This window comes from Streptomyces sp. NBC_00094 (assembly GCF_026343125.1).
Classification (GTDB): domain Bacteria; phylum Actinomycetota; class Actinomycetes; order Streptomycetales; family Streptomycetaceae; genus Streptomyces.
The window spans coordinates 4,731,791-4,755,631 of sequence record NZ_JAPEMB010000001.1; the positions used below are offsets into that span (position 1 = coordinate 4,731,791).

The window sequence follows — 23,841 nt, forward strand, 5'->3', positions numbered from 1 at the left end:
CGTGCTGACGATCCACGTCGCCGAGGCGTCGCCCGAGACCGCCGTCCTGGTCGACGGCGCCGTCATCGCCGCCGTCGGCCCGTACGAGGACCTGGCCGCGGTCCGCCCCGAGGCACGGGTGCGGCAGTGGCCCGGCATCCTCACGCCCGGGCTGCTCAACCCGTACGCGCCCGAGCTGCTCGAAGGCATGTACCACCCGGACCCCCGGGAGGCCGCGGGGTTCGGCACCGAGCCGATCACGGGGGAGCGGGCGCAGCGGATCTTCCGGATGGACGCCTCCCGCCGGGGCGCCTCCGCGCGCCGCGGCGTGCAGCGGATGCTCGCCCACGGGACGGTCGCCATCGCCGGCGAACTGCGCGGCCGGGCCGCCGTGGACGCCGTACGGAGGGCCGGTCTCGCCATCGGCCGCCGCCCCGAGGCGCTCCCCGGCAGTCCGTCCTTCTCGCCGGTGCCGCTGGTGCTCATGCCCGGTCTGGTGCCGGGAGGGCCCGCCCGCTTCGCCGTCTTCGACGTCCCCGACAGGGCGGCCCTGGTCCGCCTCGGCGCCTCGACCTGTGTGGCGACCGTCATCGAGGGGCGTCTCGTCCACCGCAGCCGCTGACGTCGCCACCGACCGGCAAGCCCCCGGTCGGTGGCCCCGCTCCGCCTGCGAGAATGGACGTGCCCGCCCGTACCCCGATTCTGCGAGGCCGAACGCCAGTGACCCGCGCCACTCTGGACAAGCAGCCGCACGAAGTCGCCTCGATGTTCGACGACGTGGCGGCGAACTACGACCTCACCAACGACGTGCTCTCCCTCGGCCAGGACCGACGCTGGCGCAAGGAGGTCGCGAAGGCGGTCGACGCCCGCCCCGCGCAGAAGATCCTCGACCTCGCGGCGGGCACGGCCACCTCCTCCCAGCCCTTCGCCCGGGCCGGCGCGTACGTCGTGCCCTGCGACTTCTCGATCGGGATGCTCCAGGTCGGCAAGAAGCGCCACCCGTGGATGCCCTTCACGGCGGGCGACGGCACGAAGCTGCCCTTCCGCGACGACGTGTTCGACGCCGTCACCATCTCCTTCGGGCTGCGCAACATCCAGGACACCGAGGCGGCGCTGCGCGAGCTGTACCGGGTGACGAAGCCCGGCGGCCGGGTCGTCATCTCGGAGTTCTCGCACCCGACCTGGGCGCCGTTCCGCACGGTGTACGAGGAGTACCTGATGCGCGCGCTGCCGCCGGTGGCCCGCGCCGTCTCCTCCAACCCCGACGCGTACGTGTACCTGGCCGAGTCCATCCAGTCCTGGCCGGACCAGCCGACCCTGGCGGGACTGCTCCAGAAGGCCGGCTGGTCGAAGGTGGCCTGGCGGAACCTCTCCGGGGGGATCGTCGCCCTGCACCGGGGGTTCAAGGCCTGAGGGGTTCCGGCCGGACGCCGGGGTGGCCCCTCGGGCAGGCGTCGGGGCGGCCCTCCGGGCAGGCGTCGGGGTGGCCCTCCGGTCGGCCCGTGACCCGCCCCCATAGACTGCCCCGGTACGTCCGTACCGCCCCCCTACCGTCGAGTCTTCGGGAGAATCCGCCGTGACCGAGCAGCCCCTCTCCGAGCACACCGCAGATGTGATCGTCGTCGGAGCGGGCCCGGCCGGCTCGACCACCGCGTACTACCTCGCCAAGGCCGGACTCGACGTCCTGCTCCTGGAGAAGACCGCGTTCCCCCGCGAGAAGGTCTGCGGCGACGGCCTCACCCCCCGCGCCACCAAGCAGCTCGTCTCCATGGGCATCGACATCTCCGAAGAGGCCGGCTGGCTGCGGAACAAGGGCCTGCGGATCATCGGCGGCGGCGTCCGCCTGGAGCTCGACTGGCCGGAGCTCGCCTCGTACCCGGACTACGGACTCGTCCGCAAGCGCGACGACTTCGACGAGCAGCTCGCCCGGCAGGCGCAGAAGGCCGGTGCCCGGCTGTACGAGCGCTGCAACGTCGGCGCCCCGATCGTCGACGACCGCACGGGCCGGATCACCGGCGTCCACGCCAAGCTCGGCGACGAGAAGCGCGAGGTCACCTTCCACGCCCCGCTCGTCGTCGCGGCCGACGGCAACTCCACCCGGCTCTCCCTCGCCATGGGCCTGCACCGCCGCGAGGACCGGCCGATGGGCGTCGCCGTCCGTACGTACTTCACGTCGCCCCGCCACGACGACGACTACCTGGAGTCCTGGCTGGAGCTGTGGGACCGGCGCGGTCCGCAGGACCGGCTGCTCCCCGGCTACGGCTGGATCTTCGGCATGGGCGACGGCACGTCCAACGTCGGCCTCGGCATCCTCAACTCCTCCTCCGCCTTCAAGGAGCTGGACTGGCGCGAGGTGCTGAAGGCCTGGTGCGCCTCGATGCCCGAGGACTGGGGCTACACCCCGGAGAACATGACGACGCCGATCCGCGGCGCCGCCCTCCCGATGGCCTTCAACCGCCAGCCGCACTACACCAAGGGCCTGCTGCTCGTCGGCGACGCGGGCGGGATGGTCAACCCGTTCAACGGCGAGGGCATCGCGTACGCCATGGAGTCCGGCCAGATCGCGGCCGACGTCATCGTCCAGGCGCACGCCCGTACGACCCCCGCCCAGCGCGAGCTGGACCTGCGGAACTACCCGCAGGTCCTCAAGGACACCTACGGCGGGTACTACACGCTCGGCCGCGCCTTCGTGAAGCTCATCGGCAACCCGAAGGTCATGAAGATCGCGACCCAGCGCGGCCTGACCCACCCGCTCCTGATGAAGTTCACGCTCAAGATGCTGGCGAACCTCACCGACCCGACGGGCGGCGACGCCATGGACCGCATCATCAACGGCCTCTCGAAGGTCGCCCCGAAGTCGTGAGAGAACGACTGTGCCCCCTCCGGAAGGTTCCGGAGGGGGCACAGCCGTGTCCGGGACCTTCCGGGCACAACGCCTGAATCAGGACGAATGCCGAAAGGCCGTCTCTCCCCCGAGGAGTGACGGCCTTTCCGCTGACGTGGTGCGCCGGATCAGAGGATCCGGACGGCGCCCGAGGGGGTGTCCCAGTCGAGGGAGCGCTCGACGACGCCCGTGGACGGGTTCTGCGCGCCGACGTAGTTGCCGCCGCCGACGTAGATGGCGACGTGGTACGAGCCGCTGCGGCTGCCCCAGTACAGGATGTCGCCCGGCTGGAGGTTGCTCAGCGAGACGGAGGTGCCGCGGCTCGACTGGTCGCCGGAGATGCGCGGCAGGTCGATGCCCGCGGCGCGGTAGGCGGCCTGGACGAGGCCGGAGCAGTCCCAGGAGTTGGGGCCGGTGCCACCCATGACGTACGCGTCGCCGATCTGGGCGCGCGCGAAGGCCACGATCGCGGCGGCGGAGCCGGAGGGGGCCTGCGTCTCGGTGCTGCTGCCGGCATTCCCCGAGGAATCAGAGGAACCGCTGTCCGAGGAGGAGGAGCCGGAGGAGCCGGAGACGGTCGACGAGGAGCCGCTGTCGCTCGTGGAGGTGGTGGAGAGCTGGGTGCGCGCGCGGTCGCGGGAGGCGCGCTCCTGGGCCTCCTGGCGCTCCTGCTCGGCCTTCGCCTTGGCCTCGGCCTCGGCGCGGGCCTTCTCGGCGCGCTCGGCCTCGGCCTTGCGGTCCGCCTCGGCCTTGGCCTTCTTGGCCTCCTTGGCGGCCTTCTGCAGGGCCGCGCTCTCCTGGGCCTCCAGGCTCTGGTCGAGGGCCTCCTGCTGGGACGCCTCGGCCGAGGCGGCGACGGCGCTCGCCAGGCCCGCGGTGTCGAGGGATCCGAGCGTGGGCATTTCGATGGTCTCGGTCACCGGCTCGGCATTGGCCGGCCCGGCAGCACCGGCCACCGCGATGGTGCCGAGGACGCCACCGGCAACTCCGGCACGGAGCGCGAGCTTCGAGGCGCTGCGGCGGGGCTTCCGGTGGCTGGGTATGTGAGCGGTGTGGGACATGGGTACAACCGCTATCAGGGCTTTGCGGTTCCCTTCAAGAAACGTGGTCTGCGCCACAGTTGCGCCAGGAGCGGCCGAATCCGCTTCCGTGGCGCCCTTATTGACGCCGTAACGGGCAAATCGGGCACCGTGCATTGAGCCCTTGATCATGGGTTTTCAATGAAACGCCCGAATTGCCCGTCACTTACCACCTCTTCACGTCTGTGGCCAAGCCCCGCTTTCCCGGACCCCTGTGTGGAGTGACGCAGGTCACATCCGAGCTCGTGAACGCGCGCACGTGTCCACCTCCGTACGCCGGACCCCCCGACCGGGCGATGCCGGGATCCTTTATCACCGGTCCGCGTCCATCGCCAATTTGCTTGTATGGGGAAACGCTTGATAGTGCGACACCCCCTCCGAGCAGCGACTTCCGGTACGGATGTCACATCTGGTGATCACCTGGGCGCTTCGCGCAACAAGATCACTGCTCATCCGACTTCATGATCCTTCGTCAGGTGGTGGAGATCACAAACTCGTTGCTGTACCCCGTGTCGCAGATCACAGAGGGGCGGGCATAAGATGCGGGGCAGCCGGGCTTGTGAACTGCCTCACATGGGGGCGATCTTTCACGGTCCGGTCGTGCGATCCAACGGTCAAGGACGACTGGAAGGAGCGAGGAGCGTGAATGCGTACGCGCCCGTCCTCGTGCTCGGTGCCCTGGGTGCGGGGTTTGCGATCTTCTCCGTGGTCATGGCCACGCTCATCGGGCCAAAGCGGTACAACAGGGCAAAACTTGAGGCATACGAGTGCGGCATCGAGCCGACACCCACGCCTGCCGGGGGCGGCCGCTTCCCGATCAAGTACTACCTGACGGCGATGCTCTTCATCGTCTTCGACATCGAGATCGTCTTCCTCTACCCCTGGGCCGTCACCTTCGACGCCCTGGGGCTTTTCGGGCTCGTGGAGATGCTGCTCTTCGTGCTCACCGTCTTCGTCGCCTACGCCTACGTGTGGCGTCGCGGCGGCCTGGAATGGGACTGAGGGGCTGAGGGGCACCTATGGGACTCGAAGAGAAACTCCCGAGCGGCTTTCTGCTGACGACGGTCGAACAGGCCGCGGGCTGGGTGCGCAAGGCGTCCGTGTTCCCCGCGACCTTCGGCCTCGCCTGCTGCGCCATCGAGATGATGACCACCGGCGCCGGCCGGTACGACCTGGCCCGCTTCGGCATGGAGGTCTTCCGCGGCTCACCGCGCCAGGCCGACCTCATGATCGTCGCCGGCCGCGTCAGCCAGAAGATGGCGCCCGTCCTGCGGCAGGTCTACGACCAGATGCCCAACCCCAAGTGGGTCATCTCCATGGGCGTCTGCGCCTCCTCGGGCGGCATGTTCAACAACTACGCGATCGTGCAGGGCGTCGACCACATCGTGCCCGTCGACATCTACCTGCCCGGCTGCCCGCCGCGGCCGGAGATGCTCCTCGACGCGATTCTCAAGCTCCACCAGAAGATCCAGACCTCCAAGCTCGGCGTGAACGCCGAGGAGGCGGCGCGCGAGGCGGAGGAGGCGGCGCTCAAGGCGCTGCCGACCATCGAATTGAAGGGTCTGCTCCGGTGAGTGACGAGACACCCAACCCCGAGAGGGAGCTGAGCGAGCAGAACCTGCCCGGCCAGCGCGGGGAGCACGGCGAGGAGGTACGCCTCCAGCGTGGCATGTTCGGCGCGAACAACGGCGGCGACACGTCCGGATACAGCGGCCTCGTCCGCTCGGTCCGCCTCCCCGGCCCGGCCAACCGCCCGTACGGCGGCTGGTTCGACGAGGTCGCCGACGAACTCGAAGGCGCGCTGGAGGAGCAGGGACTGCTCCCCGACAACGCCATCGAGAGGACCGTCGTCGACCGCGACGAGCTCACGTTCCACATCGAGCGCGAGCACCTCGTCCGGGTCGCCCGGACCCTCCGCGACGACCCGGCGCTCCGCTTCGAGCTCTGCACCGGCGTCTCCGGCGTCCACTACCCGGGCGACAAGGGCCGCGAGCTGCACGCCGTCTACCACCTGCGCTCGCTCACCCACGGCAGGCTGATCCGCCTGGAGGTCTCGGCGCCCGACGCCGACCCGCGCATCCCGTCCCTCGTCGCCGTCTACCCGACGAACGACTGGCACGAGCGCGAGACGTACGACTTCTTCGGCATCGTCTTCGACGGCCACCCCGCCCTCACCCGGATCATGATGCCGGACGACTGGCAGGGCCACCCGCAGCGCAAGGACTACCCCCTCGGTGGCATCGCCATCGAGTACAAGGGCGCCCAGATCCCGGCTCCGGACCAGCGGAGGTCGTACTCGTGAGCACTTCCCACGCGTCTCCCCGCGAGACGACAGAAGGCGCCGTCTACACGGTGACCGGCGGCGACTGGGAAGAGGTCGTCCAGTCCGCCGCCAAGGCCGACGACGAGCGCATCATCGTCAACATGGGCCCGCAGCACCCGTCCACCCACGGCGTGCTCCGCCTCATCCTGGAGATCGACGGCGAGACCGTCACCGAGGCCCGCTGCGGCATCGGCTACCTCCACACCGGCATCGAGAAGAACCTCGAATACCGGACCTGGACGCAGGGCACCACCTTCGTCACGCGCATGGACTACCTCACCTCGTTCTACAACGAGACGGCGTACTGCCTCGGCGTGGAGAAGCTCCTCGGCATCACCGATCAGATCCCGGACCGGGCGAGCATCATCCGCGTCCTGCTCATGGAGCTCAACCGGCTCTCCTCCCACCTGGTGTGCATCGCCACCGGCGGCATGGAGCTCGGCGCCACCACGATCATGATCTACGGCTTCCGGGACCGCGAGATGATCCTGGACCTGTACGAGCTGATCACCGGCCTGCGCATGAACCACGCGTTCATCCGCCCCGGCGGCCTCGCCCAGGACCTGCCGCCCGGCGCCGTCGACGCCGTCCGCGAGTTCGTGAAGACCATGAAGAAGAACCTGCCGGAGTACGACAAGCTCGCCACCGGCAACCCCATCTTCAAGGCCCGCATGCAGGACGTCGGCTACCTCGACCTGACCGGCTGCATGGCCCTCGGCGCCACCGGCCCGATCCTGCGCTCCGCCGGCCTCCCGCACGACCTGCGCAAGACCGACCCGTACTGCGGCTACGAGAACTACGAGTTCGACGTCCCGACCGCCGACACCTGCGACTCCTACGGACGCTTCCTCGTCCGCCTGGAGGAGATGCGACAGTCGCTGCGGATCGTCGAGCAGTGCCTCGACCGGCTCGCACCGGGCCCGGTCATGGTCGGCGACAAGAAGATCGCCTGGCCCGCGCAGCTCGCGCTCGGCCCCGACGGCCTCGGCAACTCCCTCGACCACATCAAGAAGATCATGGGCACCTCCATGGAGGCCCTGATCCACCACTTCAAGCTGGTCACCGAGGGCTTCCGGGTCCCCGCCGGGCAGGCCTACGCGGCCGTCGAGTCGCCCAAGGGCGAGCTCGGCGTGCACGTCGTCTCCGACGGCGGCACGCGTCCCTTCCGGGTCCACTTCCGCGACCCGTCCTTCACCAACCTCCAGGCCATGGCCGCGATGTGCGAGGGCGGCCAGGTCGCCGATGTCATCGTCGCCGTAGCCTCCATCGACCCGGTCATGGGAGGCGTCGACCGATGACGGAGAACGTAAGCCTCGGGATGCCTCAACTTCCCGCCCCCGAGTACCCGGCCGAGGTCCACGCGCGCCTGACCGACGACGCGAAGGCGATCATCGCCCGCTACCCGGACTCCCGCTCCGCGCTCCTGCCGATGCTGCACCTCGTGCAGTCGGAGGAGGGCCACGTGACCCGTACCGGCATGCGGTTCTGCGCCGAACTCCTCGGCCTGACCACCGCCGAGGTCACCGCCGTCGCCACCTTCTACACGATGTACCGGCGCAAGCCCTCCGGCGACTACCAGGTCGGTGTCTGTACGAACACGCTCTGCGCGGTCATGGGCGGCGACGCCATCTTCGAGGAGCTCAAGTCCCACCTCGGCGTCGGCAACGACGAGACGACCGAGGACGGCAAGATCACGCTCGAACACATCGAGTGCAACGCGGCCTGCGACTTCGCGCCCGTCGTGATGGTCAACTGGGAGTTCTTCGACAACCAGACCCCGGAGTCCGCCAAGAGGATGGTGGACGACCTGCGGGCCGGACGGACCGTCGAACCCACGCGTGGCGCCCCCCTCTGCACCTTCAAGGAGACCGCCCGCATCCTCGCGGGCTTCCCCGACGAGCGCCCCGGCGCCGTCGAGGCCACCGGCGGAGCCGGCCCGGCCTCTCTCGTCGGCCTGCGCCTCTCCAAGGGCGAGGCGCCGCACCACCGAATCGTTCACCCGCGCGGTGAGGCAACCCGTCAGGAGGGGGAGTGATGACCTTGGCGGCCGAGATCGACAACAGCAGCCCCGAGAAGCTTCTCGCCCCCGTCCTCTCCGCCTTCTGGGACCAGCCCGACTCCTGGACCCTGGAGACCTACGAGCGGCACGAGGGATACCAGGGCCTCAAGCGGGCCCTCGGGATGAGCCCCGACGACCTCATCGCGTACGTCAAGGAATCCGGGCTCCGCGGTCGCGGCGGCGCCGGCTTCCCCACCGGCATGAAGTGGCAGTTCATCCCGCAGGGCGACGGCAAGCCGCACTACCTCGTCGTCAACGCCGACGAGTCCGAGCCCGGCACCTGCAAGGACATCCCCCTCCTCTTCGCCAACCCGCACTCCCTCATCGAGGGCATCGTGATCGCCTGCTACGCGATCCGCTCGAACCACGCCTTCATCTACCTGCGCGGCGAGGTCGTCCCCGTGCTCCGCCGCCTCCACGAGGCCGTCCGGGAGGCCTACGCGGCCGGCTACCTCGGCAAGAACGTCCTCGGCAGCGGACTCGACCTCGAACTCACCGTGCACGCCGGCGCCGGCGCGTACATCTGCGGCGAGGAGACCGCCCTGCTCGACTCGCTCGAAGGGCGTCGCGGCCAGCCCCGGCTGCGCCCCCCCTTCCCCGCGGTCGCCGGTCTGTACGCCTGCCCCACTGTGGTGAACAACGTCGAGTCCATCGCGTCCGTTCCCGCGATCCTCAACCGGGGCAAGGAGTGGTTCACCTCGATGGGCAGCGAGAAGTCCCCGGGCTTCACGCTCTACTCGCTCAGCGGGCACGTCGTCTCGCCGGGCCAGTACGAGGCGCCCCTCGGCATCACCCTGCGCCAGCTCCTCGACATGAGCGGCGGCATGAGGCCGGGCCACCGGCTCAAGTTCTGGACCCCCGGCGGCTCCTCCACCCCCATGTTCACCGAGGAGCACCTCGACGTGCCCCTCGACTACGAGGGCGTCGGCGCCGCCGGATCCATGCTCGGCACCAAGGCCCTCCAGTGCTTCGACGAGACGACCTGCGTCGTCCGGGCCGTCACCCGCTGGACCGAGTTCTACGCCCACGAGTCCTGCGGCAAGTGCACCCCGTGCCGCGAAGGGACGTACTGGCTGGTCCAGTTGCTCCGTGACATCGAGGCCGGCAAGGGCGTCATGGCCGACCTCGACAAGCTCAACGACATCGCCGACAACATCAACGGCAAGTCGTTCTGCGCCCTCGGCGACGGCGCCGCCTCGCCGATCTTCTCCTCGCTGAAGTACTTCCGCGCGGAGTACGAGCAGCACATCACGGGCAAGGGCTGCCCCTTCGACCCCGCCAGGTCGACCGTCTGGGCCGACCGGCGCGCAGACCACACGGAGGTGAACGCATGACAGTCACCACGTCTGCCCCCTCCGGGGGCGGCGAGGCGGCGCTCCCGCCCCAGGACCTCGTCACGCTGACCATCGACGGCATCGAGATCTCCGTCCCCAAGGGGACGCTGGTCATCCGCGCCGCCGAACAGCTCGGCATCGAGATCCCGCGCTTCTGCGACCACCCGCTCCTCGACCCCGCCGGCGCCTGTCGCCAGTGCATCGTCGAGGTCGAGGGGCAGCGCAAGCCCATGGCCTCCTGCACCATCACCTGCACCGACGGCATGGTGGTGAAGTCGCAGCTGACCAGCCCGGTCGCCGAGAAGGCCCAGCACGGCGTGATGGAGCTGCTGCTCATCAACCACCCGCTGGACTGCCCGGTCTGCGACAAGGGCGGCGAGTGCCCCCTGCAGAACCAGGCCATGTCCCACGGGCAGTCCGAGTCCCGCTTCGAAGGCGTCAAGCGGACCTACGAGAAGCCCGTACCGATCTCCACCCAGGTGCTGCTGGACCGCGAGCGGTGCGTCCTGTGCGCCCGCTGCACCCGCTTCTCCAACCAGGTCGCGGGCGACCCGATGATCGAGCTGATCGAGCGCGGCGCGCTCCAGCAGGTCGGCACCGGCGAGGGCGACCCCTTCGAGTCGTACTTCTCCGGCAACACCATCCAGATCTGCCCGGTCGGCGCCCTCACCTCGGCCGCCTACCGCTTCCGCTCCCGCCCCTTCGACCTGGTCTCCTCGCCGTCGGTCTGCGAGCACTGCGCCGGCGGCTGCGCCACCCGCACCGACCACCGGCGCGGCAAGGTCATGCGGCGGCTCGCCGCCGAGGACCCCGAGGTCAACGAGGAGTGGATCTGCGACAAGGGCCGCTTCGGCTTCCGGTACGCGCAGCAGCGCGACCGGCTCACCACCCCGCTCGTCCGCAACCCCGAGACCGGTGAGCTCGAAGCGGCGTCCTGGCCCGAGGCCCTGGAGGCCGCCGCCCGCGGTCTCGTCCGCGGCCGCACCGGCGTCCTCGCCGGCGGCCGGCTGACCGTCGAGGACTCCTACGCGTACGCGAAGTTCGCCCGGGTCGCCCTCGACACCAACGACGTCGACTTCCGGGCCCGGGTCCACTCCGGCGAGGAGGCCGACTTCCTTGCCTCCGCCGTCGCCGGACGCGGCCGCGACCTGGACGGCCAAGGTGTCACGTACACCTCGCTCGAAGCCGCCCCGGCGGTGCTCCTCGTCGGCCTGGAGTCCGAGGAGGAGGCCCCCGGCGTCTTCCTGCGGCTCCGCAAGGCCTGGCGCAAGCACGGCCAGAGGACGTACGCGATCGCCGCCTTCGCGACCCGCGGCCTGGAGAAGTCGGGCGGCACCCTGCTGCCCGCCGCCCCCGGCACCGAGACCGAGTGGCTCGACGCCCTCACCTCCCGGGTCGGCCTCGAAGGCGACGGACCCGCCGCCGCCGAGGCCCTCCGCAGGGAAGGCTCCGTCATCGCCGTCGGCGAGCGCCTCGCGGGCGTGCCCGGCGCGCTGACCGCCGTCCTGCGGACCGCGGCTGCCACCGGTGCCCGGCTCGTCTGGATCCCGCGCCGCGCCGGCGAGCGCGGAGCGGTGGAGGCGGGCGCGATCCCGACGCTGCTGCCCGGCGGCCGGCCCGCGACCGACCCGCGCGCGCGGGAGGAGGTCGCCGCCGCCTGGGGCGTCCGCGAACTCCCGCACCGCTACGGCCGCGACACCGGCCAGATCCTGGAGGCCGCCGCCACCGGTGAACTGGGCGCGCTGCTCGTCGCCGGCGTCGACGTCGCCGACCTGCCCGACCCGGCACGCGCGCGTGCGGCGCTCGACGAGGCCTTCGTGGTCTCGCTCGAACTGCGGCCGGGCGAGGTCACCGACCGTGCCGACGTGATCCTGCCGGTCGCCGCCGTCGCCGAGAAGCCCGGCACCTTCCTCAACTGGGAGGGCAGGGCCCGGCTGTTCGAGGCCGCGCTCAAGCCCGAGCAGATGACCAGGCCGCTGGCCCCGACCGACGCGCGCGTGCTCCACATGCTCGCCGACGCCATGGACGCCCACCTGGCCCTGCCCGACCTGCGGTCCGTACGCCGGGAGATCGACCGGCTCGGCCGCTGGACCGAGGAGCGGGCCTCCGAGCCCGTCGAGCCCGGCCAGGCCGCGCCCCGGGCCGGCGAAGGGGAGGCCGTCCTCGCCGGACACCGCCTCCTCCTCGACCTCGGCCGCCTCCAGGAAGGCGACACCGCCCTGGCCGGCACCCGCCACGCGGCGGTCGCCCGGCTGTCGGCGGCCACCGCGGCCGACACCGGCGTCAAGGACGGCGACACGCTCGAAGTGACCGGCCCCGCCGGCTCCGTCACCTTCCCCCTCCAGGTCACCGAGATGCCCGACCGCGTGGTCTGGCTCCCGCTGAACTCGACCGGCGGCGGCGTCTACTCCGCCACCGGCGCCCACCCCGGCGACCTGGTCCGCATCGGCGCGGCCACCACGACGGAGGTCCAGGCATGAACACCCTCCTCGCCGCCGAAGACCTGTCCATGTTCGGCACGGACCCCTGGTGGCTCGTCCTGATCAAGGCCGTCTTCTGCTTCGCCTTCCTGATGGTCACCGTGCTCTTCTCCATCGTGTGGGAGCGCAAGGTCGTCGCCTGGATGCAGCTGCGCATCGGCCCCAACCGGCACGGCCCCTGGGGCATGCTCCAGTCCCTCGCGGACGGCATCAAGCTGATGCTGAAAGAGGACCTGATCGTCAAGAAGGCCGACAAGGTCGTCTACGTCCTCGCCCCGATCATCGCCGCGATCCCGGCGTTCATGGCGATCGCCGTGATCCCCTTCGGCCCCGCCGGCAACGAGGTGTCGATCTTCGGCCACCGCACGGCGATGCAGCTCACCGACCTGCCGATCGCGATGCTGTACGTCCTCGCGGTCGCCTCCGTCGGCATCTACGGCATCGTCCTCGCGGGCTGGTCCTCCGGCTCCACGTACCCGCTCCTCGGCGGCCTGCGGTCCTGCGCGCAGATGATCTCGTACGAGATCGCCATGGGCGCGGCCTTCGCCTCCGTCTTCCTCTACTCCGGGTCGATGTCGACCTCGGCGATCGTCGAGGCGCAGGCGGACCGCTGGTTCGTCATCCTGCTGCCGGTCTCGTTCATCATCTACATCGTCACGATGGTCGGCGAGACCAACCGCGCCCCCTTCGACATGCCGGAGTCCGAGGGCGACCTCGTCGGCGGCTTCAACACCGAGTACTCGTCCATCAAGTTCGCGATGTTCATGCTCGCCGAGTACGTGAACATGGTGACGGTCTCGGCCGTGTCGGTGACGCTCTTCCTGGGCGGCTGGCGGGCCCCGTACCCGGTCTCCACCTTCTGGGAGGGCGCGAACCACGGCTGGTGGCCGATGCTCTGGTTCGTCCTCAAGGTGCAGCTGCTCCTCTTCTTCTTCATCTGGCTCCGCGGCACCCTGCCCCGCGTCCGCTACGACCAGTTGATGAAGCTCGGGTGGAAGGTCCTCATCCCGGTCTCCGTGGTCTGGCTCATGCTCGTCGCCACCGTCCGGGCGCTGCGGAACGAGAACATCGCCTTCAGCAACATCGTCCTGTACGTGGCGGGGGCCGTCCTCGGACTGCTGCTGCTCTCCTTCGTCTTCGACGCGTTCCGCGACAGGAAGGCGAGGGCCGAGGCCGAGGCCCCCGAAAGCGCGCGCGCCTTCGACCCGATGGCCGGCGGCTTCCCCGTACCGCCCAAGCCCGGACAGTCCCTGCCGCCCGTGCCGCGGCGCAGGCCGCGGCACGACAAGGACCTCGTCGTCAGTGGCGCCTCCGACGCCGCCGCGGCGAGTGAGCGAAAGGAGACGGACGGTGTCTGACTTCCAGAATCCGGTGGCCGGCTTCGGCGTGACCTTCAAGGCCATGTTCAAGAAGCGGCTGACCGAGCAGTACCCGGAGCAGCCGAAGACGACGGCGCCCCGCTTCCACGGTCGGCACCAGCTCAACCGTCACCCCGACGGCTTGGAGAAGTGCGTCGGCTGCGAGCTGTGCGCCTGGGCCTGTCCCGCCGACGCGATCTACGTCGAAGGCGCGGACAACACGGACGAGGAGCGCTACTCGCCCGGCGAGCGGTACGGCCGCGTCTACCAGATCAACTACGCCCGCTGCATCCTCTGCGGGCTGTGCATCGAGGCCTGCCCCACGCGCGCGCTGACGATGACCAACGAGTTCGAACTGGCCGACTCCTCCCGCGAGAACCTGATCTACACCAAGGAGCAGCTGCTCGCGGGCCTTGAGGACACCATGGTCGACACCCCGCACGCGATCTTCCCCGGCATGACCGAGCAGGACTACTACCAGGGTCTGGTCACCGAGGCCGCGCCGGGGACCGTCCCGCAGGTGGCCGTCTCCAAGGGCGAGAAGGGCGAGCCGGAGGGGGCGGACGCATGAGCGCGAACCTCGCGGCCTACGCCACATCCTCGGGTGAGGCCTTCCAGTTCTGGGTCCTCGGCACCGTCGCCGTCGTCGGCGCCCTCGCCACGATCCTGATGAGGAAGGCCATGCACAGCGCGCTGTCGCTGGCCGGCACGATGATCGTCCTGGCGGTCTTCTACCTCGCCAACGGCGCGTACTTCCTCGGCATCGTCCAGATCGTCGTCTACACCGGCGCGATCATGATGCTCTTCCTCTTCATCGTCATGCTGGTCGGTGTCACGGCCGCGGACTCGCTGAAGGAGACCATCAAGGGGCAGCGTTGGTGGGCCGCGGCCTGCGGCCTCGGCTTCGGCGTCCTGCTGGTCGCCGGCATCGGCCAGGCCTCGCTCACCGAGTTCAACGGCCTCGGTGCGGCCAACTCGGCGCACGGCGGGAACGTCGAGGGCCTCGCCGCCCTCATCTTCACCAAGTACGTCTTCGCCTTCGAGATCACCGGCGCGCTCCTCATCACCGCCGCCGTCGGCGCGATGGTGCTCACCCACCGCGAGCGCACCGACCGGGCCCGCACCCAGCGCGAGCTCGCCGAGCAGCGCGTCCGCGAGGGCGTGCACCTGCCGCCGCTGCCCGCGCCCGGCGTCTACGCCCGGCACAACGCGGTGGACGTCGCCGGTCTGCTGCCCGACGGCACCCCGTCGGAGCTCACCGTCATGCAGACCCTGCGCAAGCGGGGCCAGATCCGGGACGTGTCCAGCGAGGCGCTGGCCGACCTCAAGGCCCTGGAGCAGCGCTCCGAGGAGCGGCTCGGCCGCGACCGGGACGAAGAGGAGGCCACCCGGTGAACCCCGTCAACTACCTGTACCTCGCCGCCCTGTTGTTCACCATCGGTGCGGTGGGGGTGCTGATCCGGCGCAACGCGATCGTGGTCTTCATGTGCGTGGAGCTGATGCTCAACGCCTGCAACCTCGCGTTCGTCACCTTCTCCCGCATGCACGGCAACCTCGACGGCCAGATCATCGCGTTCTTCACGATGGTCGTCGCCGCCGCGGAGGTCGTCGTCGGGCTCGCGATCATCGTGTCCGTCTTCCGTGCCCGCCACTCGGCCTCGGTCGACGACGCCAGCCTGATGAAGCTGTGAGGGGCTGACCCGTGGAAAATCTCATTGCGCTGCTCGTCGGGGCACCCTTGCTCGGCGCGGCTGTCCTGCTCTGCGGCGGACGGCGGCTCGACAAGACCGGGCACTGGCTCGGCACCCTGCTCGCGGCCGTCTCCTTCGCCATCGGCCTGGCGCTCTTCGCCGACATGCTCGGCAAGAGCGCCGACGACCGGGCGCTGCACCAGCGGCTGTTCACCTGGATCCCGGTGGAGGGCTTCCAGGCGGACTTCGCCTTCCAGCTCGACCAGCTGTCGATGACCTTCGTCCTGCTGATCAGCGGGGTCGGCACGCTCATCCACGTGTACTCCATCGGTTACATGGAGCACGACGAGCGCCGCCGCCGGTTCTTCGGCTACCTCAACCTGTTCGTCGCGGCGATGCTCCTGCTGGTCCTCGCCGACAACTACCTGCTCCTGTACTTCGGCTGGGAGGGCGTCGGCCTCGCCTCGTACCTCCTGATCGGGTTCTGGCAGCACAAGCCCAGCGCGGCGACCGCCGCGAAGAAGGCCTTCCTGGTCAACCGGGTCGGCGACATGGGCCTGTCGATCGCCATCATGATCATGTTCACCACCTTCGGGACCTTCGCCTTCGGGCCGGTCCTGGCGGCGACCGGCCAGGCCTCCGAGGGCACGGCGACCGCGATCGGTCTGATGCTGCTCCTCGCGGCCTGCGGCAAGTCGGCCCAGGTGCCGCTGCAGTCCTGGCTCGGGGACGCGATGGAGGGCCCGACCCCGGTCTCGGCCCTCATCCACGCGGCCACGATGGTGACCGCCGGCGTCTACCTGATCGTCCGCTCCGCCGACATCTTCAACGCGGCGCCGGACGCGCAGCTCGTCGTCACCGTCGTCGGCGGGGTCACGCTCCTCTTCGGTGCGATCGTCGGTTGCGCCAAGGACGACATCAAGAAGGCGCTCGCCGGTTCGACGATGTCGCAGATCGGCTACATGATCCTGGCGGCCGGTCTCGGCCCCATCGGATACGTCTTCGCGATCATGCACCTGGTGACGCACGGCTTCTTCAAGGCCGGGCTCTTCCTCGGCGCGGGTTCGGTCATGCACGGCATGAACGACGAGGTCGACATGCGGAGGTACGGCGGCCTGCGGAAGTACATGCCGGTCACCTTCGTGACCTTCGGTCTCGGCTACCTCGCGATCATCGGCTTCCCCGGTCTGTCCGGCTTCTTCTCCAAGGACAAGATCATCGAGGCGGCCTTCGCGAAGGGCGGCACCGAGGGCTGGATCCTCGGCGCGGTCACCCTCCTCGGCGCGGCCATCACCGCGTACTACATGACCCGCGTGATGCTGATGACCTTCTTCGGCGAGAAGCGCTGGCAGCCCGACGCGGAGGGGAACGACCCGCACCCGCACGAGTCGCCCAGGTCCATGACGATCCCGATGATCCTGCTGGCCGTCGGCTCGGTCTTCGCGGGCGGGTTCTTCAGCATCGGCGACCGGTTCGTGAGCTGGCTGGAGCCCGTCACCGGCTTCGAGCACGGCCACCCGCCGATCAGCGCCGCGGCCGTCACCACCGCCACCGTCGCCGTCATGGTGATCGGCGTCGGCGTCGCCTACCTCCAGTACGGGCGCAGGCCCGTCCCGGTGGTCGCCCCGCGCGGCTCGCTCCTCACCCGGGCCGCCCGCCGCGACCTGCTCCAGGACGACTTCAACCACGCCGTCTTCGTCACGGGCGGCACGCACCTCACCCGCTCGCTCGTCTACGTCGACCACTCCCTGGTCGACGGCGTCGTCAACGGCACCGCGGCGTCGGTCGGCGGACTCTCCGGCCGACTGCGCAAGCTCCAGAACGGCTACGCCCGCACGTACGCGGTCTCCATGTTCGGAGGTACTGCGGTGCTGATCGCCGCGACCCTGCTGATGAGGGCGGTGTAACTCCCATGTCCTTCCCGCTCCTTACGCTGACGGCAGCGGTGCCGGCGGTCGGTGCGATCCTCACCGCCGCCGTCCCCGCCGCCCGTCGCACCGCCGCCAAGTGGCTGGCGCTGCTCGTCTCGCTCGCCACGCTGGTGCTCGCCGCCGTCGTCTTCGTACGGTTCGAGCCCGGCGGCGAGCGGTACCAGCTGACCGAGTCCCACGCCTGGATCAAGGACTTCGGGGTCCGCTACGAACTCGGCGTGGACGGCATCGGGGTGGCGCTCATCGCGCTCACCGCGCTGCTGATCCCCTTCATCGTCCTGGCGGGCTGGCACGACGCCGACCCCCTGGAGACGCACTCCTCGCGCTGGCGTCCGACCCAGGGCTTCTTCGCCCTGATCCTCATGGTCGAGGCGATGGTGATCCTCTCCTTCGAGGCCACCGACGTCTTCCTCTTCTACGTCCTGTTCGAAGCCATGCTCATCCCGATGTACTTCCTCATCGGCGGCTTCGGCGACCGGGCGCACGCGGGCTCCGACGAGAACGCGGCGGCCCAGCGCTCGTACGCGGCGGTCAAGTTCCTGCTCTACAACCTGGTCGGCGGCCTCATCATGCTGGCCGCGGTCATCGGGCTCTACGTGGTCGCGGGGAACTTCTCGCTCACCGAGATCGCCGAGGCCAGGGCCAACGGCTCGCTGGAGATGGCGACCAACACCGAGCGGCTGCTCTTCCTCGGCTTCTTCTTCGCCTTCGCGGTGAAGGCGCCGCTCTGGCCGCTGCACACGTGGCTGCCGAACGCGATGGGGGAGGCGACCGCCCCGGTCGCCGTCCTCATCACCGCCGTCGTCGACAAGGTCGGCACCTTCGCGATGCTCCGCTTCTGCCTCGGGCTCTTCCCCGAGGCCTCGAAGTGGGCCACCCCGGCGATCATCGTGCTCGCCCTCATCAGCATCGTGTACGGGGCGCTGCTCGCCGTCGGCCAGCGGGACATCAAGCGACTCGTCGCCTACGCGTCGATCTCGCACTTCGGCTTCATCATCCTGGGCATCTTCGCGATGACCACCCAGGGCCAGTCCGGTGCCACGCTCTACATGGTCAACCACGGCATCTCGACGGCCGCGCTGATGCTCGTCGCCGGCTTCCTGATCTCCCGGCGCGGCTCGCGGCTCATCGCCGACTACGGCGGTGTGCAGAAGGTCGCCCCGGTGCTCGCCGGCACCTTCCTGATCGGCGGCCTCGCGACCCTGTCGCTGCCCGGACTCGCCCCGTTCGTCAGCGAGTTCCTGGTCCTGGTCGGCACCTACGCCCGGTACCCGGTGGCCGGCATCATCGCCACCACCGGCATCGTCCTCGCCGCGCTCTACGTCCTCGTCCTGTACCAGCGGACGATGACCGGACCGGTGAAGGAGGAGGTGCGGGGGCTGCCGGACCTGCGGGTGCGTGAACTGGCGGTGGTCGTCCCGCTGATCGCCGTCCTGATCTTCCTCGGTGTCTTCCCGAAGCCGTTGACGGACGTCGTCAACCCGGCGGTGGAGCACACCATGTCCGACGTCCAGCAGAAGGACCCCCAGCCCACCGTGCCCAACGTGGAGGCCGCCCAGTGAGTACAACGGCTGTCCACAGCCTGTGGACGACAGCGGCGGTCGAGCCGCTGAACAAGATCCCGGCACCGCACATCGAGTACGCGCAGCTCTCGCCCGTACTCATCGTGCTCACCGCGGCGATCCTCAGCGTCCTCGTCGAGGCCTTCGTGCCCCGCAAGGGTCGCTACCTGGGCCAGGTCTTCCTCTCCGTCCTCGGTCTCGCCGCCGCCTTCGCCGCCGTCGTCGGCCTGGCGGCCGGCGGCTACGGCACGACCAAGGCGCAGATCGCGGCCATGGGTGCGATCGCCGTCGACGGGCCCGCCCTCTTCCTCCAGGGCACCATTCTCCTCGCCTCGATCGTCGCGATCTTCACCTTCGCCGAGCGCAGGCTCGACCCGGCCGACCACGGCCACAAGGTCGACTCCTTCGCCGCCGAGGCCGCCGCGGTCCCCGGCAGCGAGCAGGAGAGGGCGGCCGTCAAGGCCGGCTTCACCACCACCGAGGTCTTCCCGCTCGCGCTCTTCGCGATCGCCGGCATGCTGGTCTTCCCCGCGGCCAACGACCTCCTGACGCTCTTCGTCGCCCTGGAGGTCTTCTCCCTCCCGCTGTACCTGCTCTGCGCCGTCGCCCGCCGCAAGCGGCTGATGTCGCAGGAGGCGGCCGTCAAGTACTTCCTGCTCGGCGCCTTCTCCTCGGCCTTCCTGCTCTTCGGGATCGCCCTGCTCTACGGCTACGCGGGCTCCGTCTCGTACGCGACGATCGCCCGGGTCGTCGACGGCGCGGTCGTCTCCGTCGACCCGGCGCTCGCCGACACCATGGGCAACGACGCCCTGCTGCTCATCGGCTTCGCCCTGGTCCTCGCGGGGCTCCTCTTCAAGGTCGGCGCCGTGCCGTTCCACATGTGGACCCCGGACGTCTACCAGGGCGCCCCGACCCCGGTCACCGGCTTCATGGCCGCCGCGACCAAGGTCGCCGCGTTCGGCGCGCTGCTCCGCCTGCTGTACGTGGTGCTGCCGGGCCTCACCTGGGACTGGCGGCCGGTCATGTGGGGCGTCGCGATCGTCACCATGCTGGGCGGTGCGATCGTCGCCATCACCCAGACCGACATCAAGCGGCTCCTGGCCTACTCGTCCATCGCGCACGCCGGGTTCCTGCTGGCCGGTGTCATCGCCGCCACCCCCGAGGGCGTCTCGTCCGTCCTCTTCTACCTGGGGGCGTACTCCTTCGTGACGATCGGTGCGTTCGCCGTCGTCACCCTGGTCCGGGACGCGGGCGGCGAGGCCACCCACCTGTCCAAGTGGGCCGGTCTCGGGCGTCGTTCGCCGCTCGTCGCGGCGGTCTTCGCGGTCTTCCTGCTCGCCTTCGCCGGCATCCCGCTGACCTCCGGCTTCTCCGGGAAGTTCGCGGTCTTCAAGGCGGCGGCGGACGGCGGCGCGGGCGCGCTCGTCGTGGTCGGCGTGCTCTCCTCGGCGATCGCCGCCTTCTTCTACATCCGGGTGATCGTGCTGATGTTCTTCAGCGAGCCGAAGGCGGACGGCCCCACGGTCGCCGTGCCCTCGGCGCTGACGACGCTCACCATCACGGCGGGCGTGGTCGTCACGCTGGTGCTCGGCGTCGCGCCGCAGTACTTCCTGGACCTGGCGAACCAGGCGAGCGTCTTCGTCCGGTAGGCGTCACCGCGCAGGGAGGGGCCCGGCTCGCTTCGAGCCGGGCCCCTCGCGTGTGGTCGGGGGAGCTTCACCCTCGGGTCGCAGCGGCGAAGGCCCGCAGGAGGGGGTGACGCATCGGAGGTGCCCGTGGCATCGTGGAAACCCCCGAATGGTCTGTACCAATCACCGGGAGAGAGGGCCACGATGCGCGGCACGACCGTCTTACCGGGCACTCCCTGCGCCGCCCCCCGGGCGGGCGACCCACCCGTCCACCGCCTGGAGGTGCGCCTGCCCGACGAGGTGCCGTTCGCCGCCGGGACCTTCGACGCCGTCGGCCCCCTCTCCAGGGCCGCCTTCCCGCACCGCCACACCTTCTACGAGGTCGTGCACGTGACCGCCGGGACCGGCACCCACGTCGTCGACCTGGCCCGCTGGGAGCTGCGCCCGCCCCATCTCGCCGTGATCGTGCCCGGACAGGTCCACCACTGGGAGGACGTCCGGGACCTCGACGGCACCGTCGTCCTCTTCACCGAGGACTTCCTCCTCGACCACCCCGGCGACCGCGAGCTGCTGCGCCGCCTCGGCGAGCGCCCCTGGCTCACCCTCGACGCGCCCACCCACGCCCGTACCGCCCGCCTGATGGCCGAACTCGCCGAGGAGTACGGGCACGGGGCCGCCGGCTTCGCGACCGTCCTGCGCTCCCTGTTGCGGGTCCTCCTCGTCCGTACGGCGCGGCTGCCCGGCGCCGTCGAGCCGCCGGCCGGCCGGGCGGGTGCCGTCGCCGAGGAGTTCGCCCGGCTCGTCGCCCGTGCCGGCGCGGACCGGTGGGCGGCGGCCCGGTCCGTACGGGAGTGCGCCGGGCGGATCGGGGTCACCCCCGGCCACCTCACCGAGGCCGTACGGGCCGCAACCGGCCGCACCCCCGGCGCGCTGCTCCGCGAGGCCCGCACCCGCGAGGCCCAACGACTCCTCGTGGGAACGGAGCTGTCGATCCGTCAGGTCGCCGACCGGGTCGGCTTCGACGACCCCGCGTACTTCTGCCGCTTCTTCCGCCGCGAGACGGGACGTAGCCCGGGGGACTTCCGAAAACACCACGACCGCCGTGTTCCGTCCCTCGAAGGCGACGGCGTGCCCGCCTAGGTTCGTTGCGACCCCAGGAGGTGTCCGGCGGATCGGGGTCGGGCGCCGCCCAGCCATCCCGGCACGAGGAGCAGGCAATGGACCACGAGACCAGTACCGGGCACGTCACCCGCAAGGCGGTGCTGCGCGCCGCGCTCGCCGCCGGCATGGCCGCACCCGCGGTGCTCATGGGCGTCCCGGCGCTCGCCCGTACCCTCACCACGGGCGAGGCGGCGCCCGCGCTCACCCCGGAGTGCGACGACGGCGACGACCCGACCCCGCCGCAGACCGAGGGGCCGTACTTCAAGCCCAACTCACCGCTGCGGACGAGCCTGTTGGAGTCCGGCACGGCCGGTGTGCGGCTGACCGTCAGCGGTTACGTCTTCGGACTCGCCTGCCGGCCGATAGCGGGTGTCCTGCTCGACTTCTGGCAGGCCGACACCAACGGCGCCTACGACAACACCGGCTTCCGCTTCCGCGGGCACCAATTCACCGACGCGCAGGGCGCCTTCACGCTCACGACGATCGTGCCCGGCCTCTACCCCGGCCGCACCCGCCACCTCCACGTCAAGCTCCAGGCCCCCGGCCGGCCCGTGCTCACCACCCAGCTGTACTTCCCCGGCGAACCCCGCAACGCCACCGACACGATCTTCGACCCGCGGCTGCTCATGACCGTGCGGGACGCCGGCGGCGCCCGCGAGGGCGTCTTCGACTTCGTCCTGAACGTGCCGCAGGACCCGGGCCCGAGCCCGACCCCCACGGCGACGTCCACGGGTTCTCCCGGCGGCACCTGGGCCGCCGGGACCGCCTACCGGGCAGGGGACGCCGTCACGTACGGCGGCCCGGGCTATGTGTGCCTCCAGGCACACACGGCCCAGGCCGGCTGGGAGCCGCCGAACGTCCCCGCGCTGTGGAAGGCCCGCTGAGGGCTCAGGCCGACGGAGCGATCCGGCCCCGGACCTCGCCGAGCGCCACCCGGGTCCCGTCCGGGCCCGGCGCCCAGGCCGTCAGCACGACCTCGTCGCCGTCCTCCAGGAACGTCCGCTTGCCACCGGCGAGGTCGAGCGCGTCCCGGCCGTTCCAGGTGAGTTCCAGCAGCGAGCCGCGCTGGTTCACCTCGGGCCCGGACACCGTCCCGGAGCCGTACAGGTCACCCGTGCGCAGCGAGGCGCCGTTCACCGTCATATGGGCGAGCTGCTGGGCGGCCGTCCAGTACATGGTGGAGAACGGCGGCTCGGCCACGACCTCGCCGTTGATCTCCACGGTGATCCGCACGTCGAAGCCGCCCGGCTCCTCCTCGGCCGCGTCGTCCAGGTACGGAAGCAGCGGGAAGTCCCGCGCGGGCGGGGCGGTACGGGCCGCGTCCAGCGCCTCCAGGGGCGTCACCCACGCCGAGACCGAGGTCTGGAACGACTTGCCGAGGAACGGGCCGAGCGGCACGTACTCCCAGGCCTGCACGTCCCGCGCCGACCAGTCGTTGAGCAGCGTCAGACCGAAGACGTGCTCCCGGAAGTCGCCGAGCGCGACCGGCCGGCCCAGCTCGGACGGGGTACCGACGAGGAAGCCGACCTCCGCCTCGATGTCCAGCTTCACGGAGGGACCGAAGACCGGGGCCGCGTCCGCCGGCGCCTTGCGCTGCCCGGAGGGGCGTACGACATCGGTGCCGGAGACCACGACCGTGCCCGCGCGACCGTGGTAACCGATCGGCAGGTGCTTCCAGTTGGGGGTGAGCGCGTCGCCGTCCGGGCGGAAGATCCGGCCCACGTTCGTCGCGTGGTGCTCGCTCGCGTAGAAGTCGACGTAGTCCGCGACCTCGTACGGCAGGTGCAGCGTCACCTCGTCCAGCGGGTACAGCAGCGGCTCGATGTCCGCGCGGTGCGCCGGCACCGTCACCCAGGCCGTGAGCGCCCGGCGCACATCGCGCCAGGCGGTCCGCCCGGCCGCGAGCAGCGGGTTCAGGCCGGGCTGCGCGAGCAGCGCCGCGTAGGGCGAGCCGAGCGCGTGCGCCGCGGCTCCCGCGTCCAGTACGTGCCCGCCGATCCGGACGCCGAGCCGGCGCCGCCCGGGCTCGTCGGCGGTGGAGAAGACGCCGTACGGGAGGTTGTGCGGGCCGAAGGGATCGCCCTCGGCCAGGTCGAGCGGGCTGTGCTCGGACATCTGTGCGTGCCTCGCTTTCCACGTGTGTGGGGGACACGTTACGGGGCGGGTCGCCGGGCGCTGATGACATGGATCACAGAGAAAGTGCGGCCTCCGTGGGCAACTGTCCGTATTCAGGCGCTATGTGGCCAAGATCTGTCGGAGGGCCGTCCCGGGCCGCGGAAACAGGGCTCCCGAAGAGGCTCTCCCGAGCCCTACGATCGCCGTGGCGTCGCGCCCGCGTGAAGTCCCCGCGGAGGCACGTCCCACCGTTCTCT

Annotated in this window: 21 protein-coding genes; 19 read left to right on the top strand and 2 right to left on the bottom strand. The window is 70.5% G+C overall.

Annotated features, from left to right (window positions below):
• Position 1: 1 nt before the first annotated feature.
• The 3 genes from OG580_RS20955 to OG580_RS20965 all read left to right on the top strand — a co-directional run bounded on the left by OG580_RS20955 (position 2) and on the right by OG580_RS20965 (position 2,842).
• Positions 2-601, top strand: coding sequence for a hypothetical protein (locus tag OG580_RS20955; RefSeq protein WP_267045213.1), 600 nt, complete (start codon positions 2-4; stop codon positions 599-601).
• 98 nt (positions 602-699) lie between these two features.
• A complete protein-coding gene (locus OG580_RS20960; RefSeq protein ID WP_267045214.1) occupies positions 700-1,392 on the top strand; it encodes a demethylmenaquinone methyltransferase in 693 nt (230 codons plus the stop codon).
• Positions 1,393-1,555: 163 nt separating this feature from the next.
• Positions 1,556-2,842, top strand: coding sequence for a geranylgeranyl reductase family protein (locus OG580_RS20965; RefSeq protein ID WP_267045215.1), 1,287 nt, complete (start codon positions 1,556-1,558; stop codon positions 2,840-2,842).
• Positions 2,843-2,991: 149 nt separating this feature from the next.
• Here OG580_RS20965 and OG580_RS20970 read toward each other — a convergent pair whose 3' ends face one another.
• Entirely contained in the window at positions 2,992-3,924 is a 933-nt protein-coding gene (locus OG580_RS20970; RefSeq protein ID WP_267045216.1) for a C40 family peptidase, read from the bottom strand.
• A gap of 660 nt (positions 3,925-4,584) precedes the next feature.
• Here OG580_RS20970 and OG580_RS20975 point away from each other — a divergent pair.
• The 16 genes from OG580_RS20975 (at position 4,585) to OG580_RS21050 (ending at position 22,353) form a co-directional block, all read left to right on the top strand.
• Positions 4,585-4,944 (top strand): NADH-quinone oxidoreductase subunit A, encoded by a 360-nt coding sequence (locus tag OG580_RS20975; protein ID WP_019888619.1) that lies wholly within the window; start codon positions 4,585-4,587, stop codon positions 4,942-4,944.
• Between the two features lie 17 nt (positions 4,945-4,961).
• A complete protein-coding gene (locus OG580_RS20980) occupies positions 4,962-5,516 on the top strand; it encodes an NADH-quinone oxidoreductase subunit B family protein (RefSeq protein ID WP_024756031.1) in 555 nt (184 codons plus the stop codon).
• Positions 5,513-6,244, top strand: a complete 732-nt coding sequence (locus tag OG580_RS20985; protein WP_267045217.1) for an NADH-quinone oxidoreductase subunit C — start codon at positions 5,513-5,515, stop codon at positions 6,242-6,244. Before OG580_RS20980 ends, OG580_RS20985 begins: the two co-directional genes overlap by 4 nt.
• Positions 6,241-7,563 carry an NADH-quinone oxidoreductase subunit D gene (locus OG580_RS20990; RefSeq protein ID WP_024756029.1) on the top strand — a complete coding sequence of 441 codons (1,323 nt, stop codon included), beginning with the start codon at positions 6,241-6,243 and terminating at the stop codon, positions 7,561-7,563. Before OG580_RS20985 ends, OG580_RS20990 begins: the two co-directional genes overlap by 4 nt.
• On the top strand, positions 7,560-8,300 hold the full coding sequence (gene nuoE / locus OG580_RS20995; protein ID WP_267045218.1) for an NADH-quinone oxidoreductase subunit NuoE: 741 nt from the start codon (positions 7,560-7,562) through the stop codon (positions 8,298-8,300). Before OG580_RS20990 ends, nuoE begins: the two co-directional genes overlap by 4 nt.
• On the top strand, positions 8,300-9,658 hold the full coding sequence (gene nuoF, locus OG580_RS21000; RefSeq protein ID WP_267045219.1) for an NADH-quinone oxidoreductase subunit NuoF: 1,359 nt from the start codon (positions 8,300-8,302) through the stop codon (positions 9,656-9,658). Before nuoE ends, nuoF begins: the two co-directional genes overlap by 1 nt.
• Positions 9,655-12,138 (top strand): NADH-quinone oxidoreductase subunit G, encoded by a 2,484-nt coding sequence (locus OG580_RS21005; RefSeq protein ID WP_267045220.1) that lies wholly within the window; start codon positions 9,655-9,657, stop codon positions 12,136-12,138. Before nuoF ends, OG580_RS21005 begins: the two co-directional genes overlap by 4 nt.
• Complete coding sequence (nuoH, locus tag OG580_RS21010; protein WP_267045221.1) at positions 12,135-13,496, top strand: NADH-quinone oxidoreductase subunit NuoH; 1,362 nt, start codon at positions 12,135-12,137, stop codon at positions 13,494-13,496. The genes OG580_RS21005 and nuoH overlap by 4 nt, the downstream gene beginning before the upstream one ends.
• Positions 13,489-14,067: an NADH-quinone oxidoreductase subunit NuoI gene (gene nuoI, locus OG580_RS21015; protein WP_267045222.1), complete on the top strand. Its 579-nt coding sequence runs from the start codon at positions 13,489-13,491 to the stop codon at positions 14,065-14,067. Before nuoH ends, nuoI begins: the two co-directional genes overlap by 8 nt.
• Positions 14,064-14,891: an NADH-quinone oxidoreductase subunit J gene (locus OG580_RS21020; RefSeq protein ID WP_267045223.1), complete on the top strand. Its 828-nt coding sequence runs from the start codon at positions 14,064-14,066 to the stop codon at positions 14,889-14,891. The genes nuoI and OG580_RS21020 overlap by 4 nt, the downstream gene beginning before the upstream one ends.
• Positions 14,888-15,187, top strand: a complete 300-nt coding sequence (gene nuoK / locus OG580_RS21025; RefSeq protein ID WP_189800457.1) for an NADH-quinone oxidoreductase subunit NuoK — start codon at positions 14,888-14,890, stop codon at positions 15,185-15,187. The genes OG580_RS21020 and nuoK overlap by 4 nt, the downstream gene beginning before the upstream one ends.
• A gap of 11 nt (positions 15,188-15,198) precedes the next feature.
• Positions 15,199-17,094, top strand: a complete 1,896-nt coding sequence (nuoL, locus tag OG580_RS21030) for an NADH-quinone oxidoreductase subunit L (RefSeq protein ID WP_267045224.1) — start codon at positions 15,199-15,201, stop codon at positions 17,092-17,094.
• Between the two features lie 5 nt (positions 17,095-17,099).
• Positions 17,100-18,680, top strand: a complete 1,581-nt coding sequence (locus OG580_RS21035; RefSeq protein WP_267045225.1) for an NADH-quinone oxidoreductase subunit M — start codon at positions 17,100-17,102, stop codon at positions 18,678-18,680.
• Positions 18,677-20,329 (top strand): NADH-quinone oxidoreductase subunit NuoN, encoded by a 1,653-nt coding sequence (gene nuoN, locus OG580_RS21040; protein ID WP_267045226.1) that lies wholly within the window; start codon positions 18,677-18,679, stop codon positions 20,327-20,329. Before OG580_RS21035 ends, nuoN begins: the two co-directional genes overlap by 4 nt.
• Before the next feature lie 183 nt (positions 20,330-20,512).
• Positions 20,513-21,448 carry an AraC family transcriptional regulator gene (locus OG580_RS21045; RefSeq protein WP_267045227.1) on the top strand — a complete coding sequence of 312 codons (936 nt, stop codon included), beginning with the start codon at positions 20,513-20,515 and terminating at the stop codon, positions 21,446-21,448.
• Positions 21,449-21,525: 77 nt separating this feature from the next.
• Entirely contained in the window at positions 21,526-22,353 is an 828-nt protein-coding gene (locus OG580_RS21050; protein ID WP_267045228.1) for a carbohydrate-binding protein, read from the top strand.
• A gap of 4 nt (positions 22,354-22,357) precedes the next feature.
• Here the strand turns inward: OG580_RS21050 and fahA are convergent, their stop codons facing one another.
• Positions 22,358-23,584 (bottom strand): fumarylacetoacetase, encoded by a 1,227-nt coding sequence (gene fahA / locus OG580_RS21055; RefSeq protein WP_267045229.1) that lies wholly within the window; start codon positions 23,582-23,584, stop codon positions 22,358-22,360.
• Positions 23,585-23,841 lie beyond the last annotated feature (257 nt).

Coding starts and splice junctions, on each gene's coding strand:
- OG580_RS20970 (WP_267045216.1), bottom strand. CDS start 3,924: ATGTCCCACACCGCTCACATACCCAGCCACCGGAAGCCCCGCCGCAGC.
- OG580_RS20980 (WP_024756031.1), top strand. CDS start 4,962: ATGGGACTCGAAGAGAAACTCCCGAGCGGCTTTCTGCTGACGACGGTC.
- nuoE (WP_267045218.1), top strand. CDS start 7,560: ATGACGGAGAACGTAAGCCTCGGGATGCCTCAACTTCCCGCCCCCGAG.
- nuoF (WP_267045219.1), top strand. CDS start 8,300: ATGACCTTGGCGGCCGAGATCGACAACAGCAGCCCCGAGAAGCTTCTC.
- OG580_RS21005 (WP_267045220.1), top strand. CDS start 9,655: ATGACAGTCACCACGTCTGCCCCCTCCGGGGGCGGCGAGGCGGCGCTC.
- nuoH (WP_267045221.1), top strand. CDS start 12,135: ATGAACACCCTCCTCGCCGCCGAAGACCTGTCCATGTTCGGCACGGAC.
- OG580_RS21020 (WP_267045223.1), top strand. CDS start 14,064: ATGAGCGCGAACCTCGCGGCCTACGCCACATCCTCGGGTGAGGCCTTC.
- OG580_RS21035 (WP_267045225.1), top strand. CDS start 17,100: ATGTCCTTCCCGCTCCTTACGCTGACGGCAGCGGTGCCGGCGGTCGGT.
- OG580_RS21045 (WP_267045227.1), top strand. CDS start 20,513: ATGCGCGGCACGACCGTCTTACCGGGCACTCCCTGCGCCGCCCCCCGG.
- OG580_RS21050 (WP_267045228.1), top strand. CDS start 21,526: ATGGACCACGAGACCAGTACCGGGCACGTCACCCGCAAGGCGGTGCTG.
- fahA (WP_267045229.1), bottom strand. CDS start 23,584: ATGTCCGAGCACAGCCCGCTCGACCTGGCCGAGGGCGATCCCTTCGGC.